15 protein-coding genes are annotated in these 13,288 nt (G+C 39.7%); 14 read left to right on the top strand and 1 reads right to left on the bottom strand.

Annotated elements, in window-relative coordinates:
- Positions 1 to 234: 234 nt before the first annotated feature.
- Entirely contained in the window at positions 235 to 1,587 is a 1,353-nt protein-coding gene (locus A3GS_RS0105950; RefSeq protein WP_018364513.1) for an aspartate kinase, read from the bottom strand.
- 94 nt (positions 1,588 to 1,681) lie between these two features.
- Here A3GS_RS0105950 and A3GS_RS0105955 point away from each other — a divergent pair, with 94 nt between their 5' ends.
- The 14 genes from A3GS_RS0105955 to A3GS_RS0106020 all read left to right on the top strand — a co-directional run bounded on the left by A3GS_RS0105955 (position 1,682) and on the right by A3GS_RS0106020 (position 13,260).
- A complete protein-coding gene (locus A3GS_RS0105955) occupies positions 1,682 to 2,347 on the top strand; it encodes an HAD family hydrolase (RefSeq protein ID WP_018364514.1) in 666 nt (221 codons plus the stop codon).
- A gap of 315 nt (positions 2,348 to 2,662) precedes the next feature.
- On the top strand, positions 2,663 to 3,454 hold the full coding sequence (gene fabM / locus A3GS_RS0105960) for a trans-2-decenoyl-ACP isomerase (protein ID WP_018364515.1): 792 nt from the start codon (positions 2,663 to 2,665) through the stop codon (positions 3,452 to 3,454).
- A gap of 102 nt (positions 3,455 to 3,556) precedes the next feature.
- Positions 3,557 to 3,991 carry a fatty acid biosynthesis transcriptional regulator FabT gene (gene fabT / locus A3GS_RS0105965; RefSeq protein ID WP_018364516.1) on the top strand — a complete coding sequence of 145 codons (435 nt, stop codon included), beginning with the start codon at positions 3,557 to 3,559 and terminating at the stop codon, positions 3,989 to 3,991.
- A complete protein-coding gene (locus A3GS_RS0105970) occupies positions 3,991 to 4,965 on the top strand; it encodes a beta-ketoacyl-ACP synthase III (protein ID WP_026216298.1) in 975 nt (324 codons plus the stop codon). The genes fabT and A3GS_RS0105970 overlap by 1 nt, the downstream gene beginning before the upstream one ends.
- A gap of 62 nt (positions 4,966 to 5,027) precedes the next feature.
- A complete protein-coding gene (locus A3GS_RS0105975; RefSeq protein ID WP_006531079.1) occupies positions 5,028 to 5,252 on the top strand; it encodes an acyl carrier protein in 225 nt (74 codons plus the stop codon).
- Positions 5,253 to 5,351: 99 nt separating this feature from the next.
- On the top strand, positions 5,352 to 6,308 hold the full coding sequence (gene fabK / locus A3GS_RS0105980; RefSeq protein ID WP_018364518.1) for an enoyl-[acyl-carrier-protein] reductase FabK: 957 nt from the start codon (positions 5,352 to 5,354) through the stop codon (positions 6,306 to 6,308).
- A gap of 71 nt (positions 6,309 to 6,379) precedes the next feature.
- Positions 6,380 to 7,300: an ACP S-malonyltransferase gene (gene fabD / locus A3GS_RS0105985; RefSeq protein ID WP_018364519.1), complete on the top strand. Its 921-nt coding sequence runs from the start codon at positions 6,380 to 6,382 to the stop codon at positions 7,298 to 7,300.
- Between the two features lie 10 nt (positions 7,301 to 7,310).
- Positions 7,311 to 8,045: a 3-oxoacyl-[acyl-carrier-protein] reductase gene (gene fabG, locus A3GS_RS0105990; RefSeq protein ID WP_018364520.1), complete on the top strand. Its 735-nt coding sequence runs from the start codon at positions 7,311 to 7,313 to the stop codon at positions 8,043 to 8,045.
- A 32-nt stretch (positions 8,046 to 8,077) separates the two neighbouring features.
- Positions 8,078 to 9,310 (top strand): beta-ketoacyl-ACP synthase II, encoded by a 1,233-nt coding sequence (gene fabF, locus A3GS_RS0105995; protein ID WP_018364521.1) that lies wholly within the window; start codon positions 8,078 to 8,080, stop codon positions 9,308 to 9,310.
- A 2-nt stretch (positions 9,311 to 9,312) separates the two neighbouring features.
- A complete protein-coding gene (accB, locus tag A3GS_RS0106000; RefSeq protein ID WP_018364522.1) occupies positions 9,313 to 9,792 on the top strand; it encodes an acetyl-CoA carboxylase biotin carboxyl carrier protein in 480 nt (159 codons plus the stop codon).
- Positions 9,789 to 10,211, top strand: coding sequence for a 3-hydroxyacyl-ACP dehydratase FabZ (fabZ, locus tag A3GS_RS0106005; protein ID WP_018364523.1), 423 nt, complete (start codon positions 9,789 to 9,791; stop codon positions 10,209 to 10,211). The genes accB and fabZ overlap by 4 nt, the downstream gene beginning before the upstream one ends.
- A gap of 36 nt (positions 10,212 to 10,247) precedes the next feature.
- Positions 10,248 to 11,618: an acetyl-CoA carboxylase biotin carboxylase subunit gene (locus A3GS_RS0106010; protein WP_018364524.1), complete on the top strand. Its 1,371-nt coding sequence runs from the start codon at positions 10,248 to 10,250 to the stop codon at positions 11,616 to 11,618.
- A gap of 8 nt (positions 11,619 to 11,626) precedes the next feature.
- Positions 11,627 to 12,493 (top strand): acetyl-CoA carboxylase, carboxyltransferase subunit beta, encoded by an 867-nt coding sequence (accD, locus tag A3GS_RS0106015; RefSeq protein WP_018364525.1) that lies wholly within the window; start codon positions 11,627 to 11,629, stop codon positions 12,491 to 12,493.
- The gene (locus tag A3GS_RS0106020; RefSeq protein WP_018364526.1) at positions 12,490 to 13,260 is read left to right on the top strand and encodes an acetyl-CoA carboxylase carboxyl transferase subunit alpha; all 771 of its coding nucleotides are present in this window, start codon (positions 12,490 to 12,492) and stop codon (positions 13,258 to 13,260) included. The genes accD and A3GS_RS0106020 overlap by 4 nt, the downstream gene beginning before the upstream one ends.
- The last annotated feature ends 28 nt before the right edge of the window (positions 13,261 to 13,288 follow it).

Genomic DNA, 13,288 nt, shown 5'->3' on the forward strand with positions numbered 1-13,288 from the left:
GTTGTTTAAACTCATCTGTGAAATGACGGCGAATTTTTCTAGACATATCTGTTCTCCTCTTTTCTTTAGTGTAGAACACTTTATAAATTCTGTCTAGTTTAGTGTAACCTATTCAGATGAATTGATTGTAGCTTACTGAAAAAATATTATTATGAATTTTTCCATGCCCTAAGATATAGGAAAACACTCTTTTTGTCATATAGAAACATAACAAAAAGAGTGTTGGTTTATGATTTATTTTGAGAAAAAGGCGTTGTACAAGGCACGAACGGCTTTTTTTTCATTTTCTGTATTGATAACGAACATAACGGAAACTTCACTTGATCCCTGTGAAATCATTGTCAAGTTGATGTGATTATCCGAGAAGGCTTTTGTAGCTGTGGCGGTAACACCGATGTGACTCTTCATGTTTTCTCCAACAATCATGAGAATGGATAGTCCACGTTTGATTTCAACATGATCAACTTCAAGATTATGTGTTAATTGTGAAATGATTTCTTGCTCCTTGATTGGCGTCAACTCACGCTCTCTGAGAACAATTGACATGTCGTCAATACCGGTAGGCATATGTTCAAAACGAATGTTGAGGTCTTCCAGAATTTGCAGGACTTTACGACCAAAACCGACTTCTCGGTTCATCAAATATTTTGAAATATCGATGCTGACAAACTTATCGTCTCCAGCAATGCCCACAACGGGCACATCTGCACCAGTATGCTCTAGGACGATTCTGGTGCCAGGATGCTCAGGATTATTGGTGTTTTTGATAACCAGTGGAATACGTCCTCTATAAGCAGGAATAAGAGCCTCATCGTGAAGAACGTTGAAACCAGCATAAGCTAATTCACGCATCTCTTTGTAGGTAAGCTCAGGGATGGAATGAGGTTTTTTAACGACACCAGGGTGAGCTGCGTAAATACCGTTGACATCTGTAAAGTTTTCATAAAGATCAGCCTTAACACCCGCGGCAACGATTGAACCTGTGATATCAGATCCACCGCGAGAAAATGTGCAGATATGATTATCTAGAGTTGCTCCAAAGAAGCCAGGAATAACAAGGACACCTTCGTAATCTCTCAGATTCTCAAGTTTATCATAACTTGATGGTAGAATACGGGCATTACCTGGTTCTCCAGTCACAAAAATTCCAGCTTTTTGCGGATGGATGTAGCGCGCGGAGAGACCATTTTTGCTAAAGAAAGCTGCGATAAGTTTAGCGTTGTTGTCTTCCCCTGCTGCTAAGAAAGTATCGTAAAGAAAGTCATTGTTCTCAATCGGAAGGTCAGCAAGCTGTTTGATAGCTTCTGAAATAGTGTCAATGATTTTAGGAGAAAGACCTAGTTCATCAGCCATATCTTTATAACGTTTGATAATCCATTCTTGGTCAGTAGTGACATCTTTGCCAGAAGTATAGTTGTTATAATATTTGATTAAAGCATCTGTTACTTTGGTATCGTCCGGATTACGTTTCCCTGGAGCGGAAACAACGATAAATTTTCTTTCCTCATCCGACCTGACGATATTTAAGACTTTATTTAATTGCTCAGCAGAGGAGAGGGAGCTGCCACCAAATTTAGAAACTTTCATTTTAACTCCAATATTTTGAATTTTAGATAAATTATAGCAAAATTCAGATAATTTGTCAGTAGTTTTTCTAATAAAAAGGTAGTATAATGGAAAAATGAAGAACTATGAAGCGATTATTTTTGATATGGATGGGGTTCTTTTTGACACTGAAGGTTTTTATTATCACCGTCGAGAAATCTTTTTAGCCAGCAAGAGGATTTCCATTAAGCATCTTCCCCCTAGTTTTTTTATCGGTGGCAATATGAAGCAAGTTTGGAAGGCTATTTTGTGTGAAGACTACGATAAATGGGATGTTGCCAGTCTGCAAAAGGAATATACTGATTACAAAAACACCCATCCTTTACCCTATAAAGAGTTGATTTTTTCGGATACAAAAAAAGTGGTTAGTGAGCTTAAAAAGTCTGGTTTAAGGTTGGCCTTAGCCTCAAGTTCTACCATGAATGATATTAAGAAGGCTTTGAGAGATACTAAGTTAGATACTTATTTTGACATTGTTTTATCAGGAGAAGATTTTCCAGAGAGCAAGCCTGATCCAGTAATTTATAATGAAGCGGCGCGTCAACTAGGATTTCCTAAAGAAAATTTATTGATTATTGAAGATAGTGAAAAAGGGATTGCAGCAGGTGTTTCAGCGGGAATTGAGGTCTGGGCTGTTGAAGATCACTTGTATGGTATGAATCAAAGTGCAGCTCATAGATTTATTAATAATTTAAGTGAAGCTTTTGATCTTATTTTCAATGCTAATAGTGCTAATAAATAAGAACTGTTTAATGATAAAGGATAAGCTATAAATTAGCTTGTCTTTTTTTGTTATGGCAGGCTTTAAATTGTAAGCGCTCAATTTACGATAATTACTCTAGTTCAGATGATTGAATTGTATTTATTAGCTTTTTCCAATAAACTTTGAGTGAGTAATAATCTTTATTTGTTATAGATCATGTGATAAAATAATTATTTTTTATCAAATCTATTTTATTTTTCCTTGCATGAGTTTGCTTTTTTATGTTAAAATAGACTACATAATAGTTTGATAATCAAATAATTAAAGTATCAAATTTATAATGGAGGAAGACAGATGACTTTTGCTGACATTATCTATGAAGTGGAGAATGAGGTAGCTACCCTTACCTTTAATCGACCAGAAGTATCTAACGGTTTTAACATTCCCATGTGTCAGGAAATATTAAGAGCAATTGATTTGGCGGCTGATAATGCGGATGTCAAAATTTTGCTGATCAAGGCAAATGGAAAAGTGTTTTCAGTTGGCGGTGACTTGAGTGAGATGCAAAGAGCTGTTGAGGCAGATGATGTCCAATCCTTGGTAAAAATTGCTGAGTTGGTACAGGATATTTCTTTTGCAATGAAAAAATTACCTAAACCAGTTATTATGAGTGTTGACGGACCTGTTGCGGGTGCTGCCTTTAATATGGCTTTAGCTGCTGACTTTTGCTTGGCCACTGAGCGTTCAAAATTTATTCAAGCCTTTGTAAATGTTGGTCTAGCTCCTGATGCGGGGGGACTTTACCTTCTAACACGGGCTGTTGGACTAAATCGTGCTACCCATTTGGTGATGACGGGTGAAGGTGTTTCGGCTACCAAAGCTGAGGACTATGGTTTTGTTTACCGTACATGTGAGTCTGAAAAACTGAATAGAACAACAGAACGTCTGATTACTCGATTGAAGAGAGGCTCTATCAATTCTTATAAAGCGATGAAAGAAATGGTTTGGCAGAGCTTTTTTGCGGGTTGGGCAGATTATGCTAAATTAGAATTGAAATTACAAGAAAGCTTAGCTTTCAAAGAAGACTTCAAGGAAGGTGTTCGCGCATTTGCTGAAAAGCGTCGGCCAAAATTTACAGGAAAATAGATTGGAAATTTAGCTTTATCAAAATCTTCTCGGAAAGTCTTGCAAAATAATTTGGTGTTTGATATACTTTGGACGTCAAAGTTTATTGGTGGAGGTGCAATATTGGAATATAGCGAAATTAATGAATATCTTGTTGATATATTTAATAGAGTCTCAGTTATTGAAGAAATGAGTTTGAAAACAAGTCAATTCAATGACGTATCCTTGAAGGAAATGCACACAATTGAAATTATCGGAAAATATTCCAATGTTACACCAAGTGATATTGCCCGTGAGCTGATGTTGACGCTTGGAACGGTTACCACTAGCTTAAATAAACTTGAGACAAAAGGTTATGTGACTAGGACACGTTCTAGAAGAGACCGTCGTGTAGTTTACTTGACTTTGACTAAAAAAGGGAGACTATTGGACCGTCTGCATAAAAAGTTCCATAAAAATATGGTTAGCCAAATTGTTGAAGATATGGATGAAAATGATATGAAAGCTTTAGTGAGCGGTTTAAAAAATCTTCATAAGTTCCTTGAGGAGTTGGTATGATGGTGTTCGCAAAAATTAGTCAAGTTGCTCATTATGCACCTAGTCAAGTAATAAGTAATGATGATTTATCTTTAATAATGGATACAAGTGACGAGTGGATTTCATCACGAACTGGAATTAAAAGACGTCATATTAGTAAAAACGAGTCAACAAGTGATTTGGCCACTGAAGTTGCTAAGCAGTTGCTAGAGAAATCTGATTATGAGGCTAGTCAACTTGATTTTATTCTTGTAGCGACCATCACGCCTGATTCGATGATGCCCTCGACAGCCGCTATAGTTCAAGCTAATATTGGTGCTGTTAATGCTTTTGCCTTTGATCTGACAGCTGCTTGTAGTGGTTTTGTATTTGCTCTAGCTACAGCTGAGAAATTAATTGCTTCAGGTGCCTATCAAAGAGGTTTAGTTATCGGTGCTGAAACTTTGTCTAAAACAATTGATTGGACAGACAGAAGCACAGCAGTCTTATTTGGAGATGGTGCTGGTGGTGTTTTACTTGAAGCTGATTCGGAAAAACATTTTCTAGCTGAATCATTGAATACAGATGGTCGACGTGGTCAAGGTCTGACTTCAGGCTATACTGGTTTGTCGTCACCTTATTCAAGGGAAAATGTTGACGCCAAGTTTCTTAAGATGGATGGTAGAGCAATTTTTGATTTTGCCATCCGAGATGTTTCAAAGAGCATTTCAGAGTTGATTGAAGAGTCATCTTTGTCTTTGGATGATATTGAGTATTATCTGCTTCATCAGGCTAATAGTCGCATTTTAGATAAGATGGCTAAGAAAATGAAGGTGGATCGTCAGAAGTTTCCCGCTAATATGATGGAATACGGTAATACGAGCGCTGCTAGTATCCCGATTCTTTTATCGGAGTGTGTGGAAAAAGGCATTATTAAATTAGATGGTTCGCAGACAATTTTACTATCGGGATTCGGTGGCGGATTGACATGGGGCACACTAATTGTTAAAATTTAGTTATATCTTGTGTTTAAACACATTTATAAAAATATTTATTTATATTTAAGGAGAACATAAAAATGGCAGTATTTGAAAAAGTACAAGAAATTATCGTTGAAGAACTTGGTAAAGAAGCAGAAGAAGTTAAATTAGAAACAACTTTTGATGAGCTTGATGCAGATTCACTTGATGTCTTCCAAGTTATTTCAGAAATCGAAGATGCCTTTGACATCCAAATCGAAACTGAAGAAGGTCTTAATACAGTAGGTGACCTTGTTGCTTACGTTGAAGAAAAAACAAAATAAGCACTTTTTGAGAGTATTCTGTAAAGAATATTCTCTCTTCTTATTCTGATAGTTTGATAATCAAATTATTGCTAAAGGTAAGGTTTAGAAAGTTTAAAAATGAAAACACGTATTACAGAATTATTAAATATCAAATATCCGATTTTTCAGGGCGGTATGGCCTGGGTTGCTGATGGTGATTTAGCTGGTGCTGTTTCTAATGCTGGTGGTCTCGGTATTATTGGCGGGGGAAATGCGCCTAAAGAAGTTGTTAAAGCTAATATTGACAAGGTGAAATCTATCACAGATAAGCCATTTGGTGTTAACATCATGCTTTTGTCACCATTTGCAGATGATATCGTTGATCTTGTCATTGAAGAAGGTGTTAAGGTAGTTACAACTGGCGCGGGAAATCCTGGCAAGTACATGGAACGTTTCCACGAAGCGGGAATTACAGTTATCCCTGTTGTGCCAAGCGTTGCGCTTGCTAAACGTATGGAAAAACTGGGCGCAGATGCAGTTATCGCCGAAGGTATGGAAGCAGGAGGACACATCGGAAAATTAACAACCATGACACTTGTCCGTCAAGTCGTAGATGCTGTCGATATTCCTGTTATCGGTGCAGGAGGTGTGGCTGATGGCCGTGGTGCTGCTGCTGTTTTTATGCTTGGTGCAGAGGCTATTCAAGTTGGGACTCGCTTTGTTGTTGCTAAGGAATCCAATGCTCACCAAAATTTTAAAGATAAAATCGTAAAAGCGAAAGATATTGACACAGTTATTTCTGCGTCAGTTGTAGGACATCCTGTACGTGCAATCAAGAACAAACTTTCTTCTGCTTATGGTCAAGCTGAAAAAGATTTTCTAGCTGGGAAAAAATCAGCTGAAGAAATTGAAGAACTCGGTGCTGGTGCTCTCCGTAATGCTGTAGTTGATGGCGATGTTGTCAACGGTTCTGTTATGGCAGGACAAATCGCTGGTTTAGTTCGTAAAGAAGAGACATGTGAGGAAATCTTAAAAGATCTTTACTATGGAGCTAAAGAAGTGATTTTGGAAGAAGCAAAACGTTGGACAGACTAATTAGCAAAGACTTTTCTGGTTCACAAAAAGAGAAAAGATTTTAACTTATTTAGAATCTTGGAGGATTATGAATGACAAAAACAGCCTTTCTATTTGCCGGTCAAGGTGCTCAGAAACTAGGTATGGCAAGAGATCTGTATGAGACTTATCCAATTGTAAGAGAAACATTTGATACTGCCAGTCGAATTTTAGGTTATGATCTTCGGTCACTAATTGACAATGATGTGGATAAACTTAACCAAACTCGCTATACTCAGCCAGCTATTTTAACGACTTCGGTTGCCATTTATCGTCTTTTATCGGAAAAAGGAATAAAACCTGATATAGTGGCCGGCTTGTCTCTAGGCGAATACTCAGCCTTAGTAGCATCAGGTGCCCTTACATTTGAAGAAGCGGTTGCCTTAGTAGCAAAACGTGGAGAGTTCATGGAAACAGCCGCTCCTGCTGGAACAGGAAAAATGGTTGCGGTCATGAGCACGCCTGTTGAAATCATTGAGGAAGCTTGTGAAAAAGCTTCTGACAAAGGCTATGTACGTCCTGCAAACTACAATACACCTACTCAAATTGTTATTGGCGGTGACGTTGAGGCTGTGAATGCTGCTGTTGAAAATCTCAAAGAAGCAGGTGTTAAGCGCCTCATTCCTTTGAAGGTTTCTGGACCATTTCACACAGCACTCCTGAAATCGGCCAGTGAAAAGTTAGCTAAGGAACTTGAAAAAGTAACCTTTTCTGATTTCACTATTCCTTTGGTTGGCAATACTGAAGCTCAAGTGATGAATGTTGAAGAGGCAAAGATTCTCTTAGCTAGACAAGTTATGGAGCCTGTTCGCTTCTATGAGTCTATTGAAAGCATGAAGAAACTTGGTATGACTGATGTCATTGAAATTGGTCCTGGTAAGGTTCTAAGCAATTTTATGAAGAAAATTGATAAAACCATTCCTACAGTCAATGTGGAAGACAAGGAAAGCTTTGAGTTACTGTTGAAAAAATAGGAGAAGTCTTGTGGAAATTAAAAATAAAAATGTCTTTGTAACAGGTTCAACTAGAGGAATAGGGTTAGCCATTGCTCATCGTTTTGCAAGCTTAGGTGCTAACATTGTTCTGAATGGCCGCTCTGATATTTCTCAAGAGCTGCTAGGGCAATTCGCAGAATATGACGTCAAGGTTGTCGCCATTTCGGGGGATGTGTCTGATAATGTTGACGCTAAGCGTATGGTTGAGGAGGCTATCGCAGAACTTGGTTCGGTTGATATTCTAGTTAACAATGCTGGAATTACTAACGATAAATTGATGTTGAAAATGACGGAAGAAGATTTTGAGCGTGTGCTCAAGATTAATCTGACTGGTGCTTTCAACATGACACAATCGGTCTTGAAACCGATGACAAAAGCGCGCCAAGGTGCTATCATAAATTTATCAAGTGTTGTCGGTTTGACAGGCAATATCGGTCAGGCTAACTATGCTGCCTCAAAAGCGGGACTGATTGGTTTTACCAAATCTGTTGCTCGCGAGGTAGCTGCACGAGGAGTACGTGTCAACGCCATCGCACCAGGCTTTATTGAGTCAGATATGACAGATGCCATCCCAGATAAGATGAAAGATGCTATGATTGCTCAGATTCCAATGAAACGTATTGGTAAATCTGAAGAAGTCGCTCAAGTAGCTAGCTTCTTGGCTGAGCAAGAGTATATTACTGGACAAGTGATTGCCATTGATGGTGGCATGACTATGCAATAATTTTGATATTCCTCAGAAATAAGGAGAAAAATATGACGTTAAACAGAGTTGTCGTAACAGGTTACGGTGTAACTTCCCCAATCGGTCACACGCCAGAAGATTTTTGGAATAGCCTTCATGATGGTAAGATCGGGATTAAGCCAATTACACGATTTGATGCTTCCTCTATTCCAGTTTTTAATGCAGGTGAAATCCAAGATTTTCCATTTGATAAGTATTTTGTCAAAAAAGATACGAATCGTATGGATCTCTATTCACTTTATGCTATCTACGCTGCCATGGAAGCTTTGGAAAATGCCGAGCTTGATATGGAACAAGTAGACCGTGACCGTACAGGTGTCATTGTTTCATCTGGTATCGGTGGTTTGCAAGAGTTGGAAGACCAAATCATCCGTATGCACGAAAAAGGGATGAAACGTATTAAACCAATGTTTATTCCTAAGGCTTTGTCTAACATGGGTGCTGGCAATATTGCTCTTAAAATTGGTGCTCAAGGGGTATGTAAATCTATTACAACAGCCTGTGCTTCAGCTAATGATGCTATCGGTGAAGCCTTCCGTGAAATCAAATATGGTTTCCAAGATGTTGTTTTGGCTGGTGGTGCAGAAGCATCCATCACTCAAATTGGTATCGGAGGTTTCAATGCCTTGACTGCCTTGTCTACAACTGAAGACCCAGCTCGCTCAGCTATTCCATTTGATAAGGATCGTAATGGTTTTGTGATGGGTGAAGGTGCTGGTGTCCTCGTACTTGAAAGTCTTGAGCATGCTCAAAAACGTGGAGCAACTATTTTAGCGGAAGTTGTTGGTTATGGTAGCAACTGTGATGCTTATCATATGACAACACCTACGCCTGACGGTTCTGGTGCGGCTAAGGCTATTAAATTGTCTATCAAGGAAGCAGGTATCGCTCCTGAAGATGTTGACTATGTCAATGCCCATGGAACATCAACTCAGGCTAATGAAAAAGGGGAAAGTCAAGCCATTGTTTCGGTTCTTGGTAAAGAAGTCCCTGTTTCATCAACGAAATCATTCACTGGTCATCTTCTTGGTGCTGCTGGTGCAGTTGAAGCAATTGCAACAATTGAAGCTATGCGTCACAGCTATATTCCAATGACTGCTGGTACTCAAGAATTATCAGACTACATTGAAGCAAATGTTGTTTTTGGTCAAGGTCAAGATGCAGAAGTGAAATACGCTGTCTCTAATACCTTTGGTTTTGGTGGGCATAATGCAGTGCTGACCTTCAAACGCTGGGAGGGCTAATCGTGAATATCTCAGAAATTAAAGACTTAATGGCTCAATTTGACCAATCAAGCCTCAAAGAATTTTCTTATCGTAATGCAACAGATGAATTGTCGTTTAGCAAGAATGATAATGTTGCTGCTTCTGCGGGTTCTACAGCAGCACAAGTTGTTCAAACTCCAGTGGTAGCTCCTGCAATAACCGCTGAATCTGTAGCACCAGCCCAAGTTCAAACTGTTGAAGCCAATGAAAATACAGTAGCTGTTGAAGGTGATTTAGTTGATAGTCCACTTGTCGGTGTTGCTTATTTGTCACCAGCACCTGATAAACCAGCCTTTGTAACTGTTGGCGACAGCGTGAAAAAAGGACAAACACTTTTGATTATTGAAGCTATGAAAGTTATGAATGAGGTTCCAGCACCGCGTGACGGTATTGTGACTGAAATTCTTGTAGATAACGAAGAAGTTGTTGAATTTGGAAAAGGATTGGTGCGCATCAAATGATAGATATAAATGCTATTCGTGAGGCTTTGCCTCACCGTTACCCGATGCTGCTGGTAGATCGTGTCCTTGAGGTCAGTGACGAGGAAATTGTAGCCATCAAGAATGTAACTATCAACGAGCCATTCTTTAATGGACATTTTCCACAATACCCTGTTATGCCAGGTGTGCTTATCATGGAAGCTTTGGCTCAGACTGCTGGTGTTTTGGAATTATCAAAGCCTGAAAACAAAGGGAAACTGGTTTTTTACGCTGGCATGGACAAGGTTAAATTTAAAAAGCAAGTTGTGCCGGGTGATCAACTGATCATGACCGCCAAATTTATCAAACGTCGTGGGACTATTGCGGTTGTTGAGGCGAAAGCAGAGGTTGATGGCAAATTGGCAGCTAGTGGAACACTGACTTTTGCACTGGGAAACTAAAAGAAATAGGTCGAATAGAAGGAGTTTTGCATCGCTATGTTTAAAAAATTGTTGATTGCCAATCGTGGAGAAATTGCGGTGCGGATTATTCGTGCTGCGCGTGAACTAGGTATCTCTACGGTTGCCGTCTATTCTGAAGCTGACAAGGAGTCACTGCATACCATTTTGGCTGATGAGGCTATCTGTATCGGACCTGCTAAGTCGGCAGAGTCCTACCTCAATATGAATGCTGTGTTATCGGCAGCTATCGTTACTGGTGCAGAAGCCATTCATCCGGGTTTTGGGTTTTTAAGTGAAAATTCGAAGTTTGCTACTATGTGTGAAGAGATGCATATTAAGTTTATTGGCCCATCTGGTGAAGTCATGGATAAGATGGGAGATAAAATCAATGCGCGTGCAGAAATGGTTAAAGCTAAGGTACCTGTTATTCCTGGTTCTGATGGTGAAGTTTTTACATCCGAAGAAGCTTTAGAAGTCGCCGAAAAAATTGGTTATCCAGTTATGCTTAAGGCTTCAGCTGGTGGAGGTGGTAAAGGAATTCGCAAGGTTGAGCACAAAGAAGATCTGACAGCAGCCTTTGAATCAGCTTCGCAAGAAGCCTTGGCAGCTTTCGGTAATGGTGCTATGTACCTAGAAAAAGTTATTTATCCAGCTCGCCACATTGAAGTGCAAATTTTGGGTGATTCTTTTGGAAATATCGTTCACTTGGGTGAGCGTGATTGTTCACTTCAACGTAATAATCAAAAAGTCTTAGAAGAAAGTCCCTCGGTTGCTATTGGAGCAACGCTTCGTAAAAAGATGGGGGATGCAGCTGTTCGCGCTGCCAAAGCCGTTGGTTACGAAAATGCTGGTACTATCGAATTTCTCTTAGATGAAAAATCGGGCAACTTTTACTTCATGGAAATGAACACTCGGGTGCAAGTTGAGCATCCTGTGACAGAGTTTGTGACTGGCATTGATATTGTCAAAGTACAAATTAAAATTGCTGCTGGTGAGGCACTGGAATTTACTCAGGATGACATTAAGATTAGGGGACATGCTATTGAATGTCGAATTAATGCTGAAAACCCTAAGTTTAATTTTGCCCCAAGTCCAGGTAAGATTACAGAACTCTATCTACCGAGCGGAGGAGTGGGTCTGCGTGTTGACTCAGCAGTTTATCAAGGTTATAGCATCCCGCCCTATTATGATAGTATGATTGCAAAAATCATTGTCCATGGAGAAAATCGCTTTGATGCCTTGATGAAAATGCAACGCGCCCTCTATGAACTCGAAATTGAGGGAGTGGTGACTAATGTCGGCTTCCAAATGGACTTGATTTCTGACCAGTATGTCATCGCTGGTGATTATGACACTGCTTTCTTAATGGAGACATTTTTACCCAACTATAATAAAGATGAGGAATAGGAGATTTCATGGCTTTATTTAGTAAAAAGGACAAATATATCAGGATAAATCCTAATAAGTCTGTCAAAAAAGCTGAACCGCGAGAAGTTCCAGAAGTTCCAGATGAATTGTTTGCCAAGTGTCCTGCCTGCAAGCATATGATTTATCAGAAGGATTTAGGTATCGCTAAAATTTGTCCAGCTTGTTCTTATAATTTCCGCATTTCTGCTCGAGAGCGTCTGGCTCTAACAGTTGATGAAGGAAGTTTTCAAGAATTGTTCACGGGTATTGAGACAAGTAATCCTCTTCATTTTCCAGGATATTTGGATAAATTGGCGGCGGTTCGTGAAAAAACTGGTTTGGATGAGGCTGTCTTAACAGGATTGGCCCAAGTTAAAGGAAAAAGACTAGCTCTAGCCATCATGGATTCTAACTTTATTATGGCTTCTATGGGAACTGTTGTTGGTGAAAAAATAACGCGCTTGTTTGAGTATGCTATTGAAGAAAAGCTAGCAGTCGTTATTTTCACTGCTTCTGGTGGTGCCCGTATGCAAGAAGGTATCATGAGTCTTATGCAGATGGCCAAGATTTCAGCAGCTGTTAAACGCCATTCAAATGCAGGGCTGTTTTATCTGACTATCCTGACTGACCCAACTACGGGTGGTGTGACAGCAAGTTTTGCCATGGAAGGTGATATTATCTTGGCAGAGCCACAGGCTTTAGTCGGTTTTGCTGGTCGTCGTGTCATCGAAACAACCGTTCGGGAGAATCTACCTGATGATTTTCAAAAGGCAGAATTTTTGCTAGAACACGGATTCGTAGATGCTATCGTGAAAAGGACAGATATGCGTGATACGATTGCTAAGTTAGTAGATTTTCATGGAGGTGGCAAATGAGCGATGTGGCCAGAATTTTGAAGGAAGCTAGGGATCAAGGCCGTCTAACGACTTTAGATTACGCTGATTTGATTTTTGATGATTTCATGGAGCTACACGGTGACCGTCATTTTGCAGATGATGGTGCTATTGTGGGAGGTCTGGCTTATCTATCAGGTCGCCCCGTCACTGTCATCGGTGTTCAAAAAGGAAAAAATCTTCAAGACAATCTCAAGCGTAATTTTGGGCAGCCAAATCCAGAAGGCTATCGTAAAGCACTTCGTCTCATGAAGCAAGCCGAAAAATTTGCTCGTCCAGTGATAACCTTTATCAATACTGCTGGGGCCTATCCTGGTGTTGGTGCCGAAGAACGTGGTCAGGGCGAAGCTATTGCCCGAAATCTCATGGAAATGAGTGACCTTAAAGTACCTATTATCGCTATTATTATTGGTGAGGGAGGTTCTGGAGGAGCGCTTGCGCTGGCTGTTGCTGATAAGGTATGGATGCTAGAACATACAATGTATGCCGTGCTCAGTCCTGAAGGTTTCGCTTCTATTTTATGGAAAGATGGTTCTAGGGCCCCCGAAGCCGCTGAATTAATGAAAATCACAGCTGGTCAGTTACTTAATATGGATGTCGTTGATAAAGTCATTCCAGAACGAGGTTATTTTTCAAGTGAAATTGTTGAGACGATTAAAAATAATTTGATTGAGGAATTGGATAAGTTGAGCCAACTTCCACTAGAAAAATTGTTGGAGAATCGTTACCAACGTTTTAGAAAATATTAAAAGGTCTGCTGAGCAGGCTTTTTTGATA

Origin of the sequence: Streptococcus caballi DSM 19004 (assembly GCF_000379985.1) — a bacterium.
Lineage (GTDB): Bacteria > Bacillota > Bacilli > Lactobacillales > Streptococcaceae > Streptococcus > Streptococcus caballi.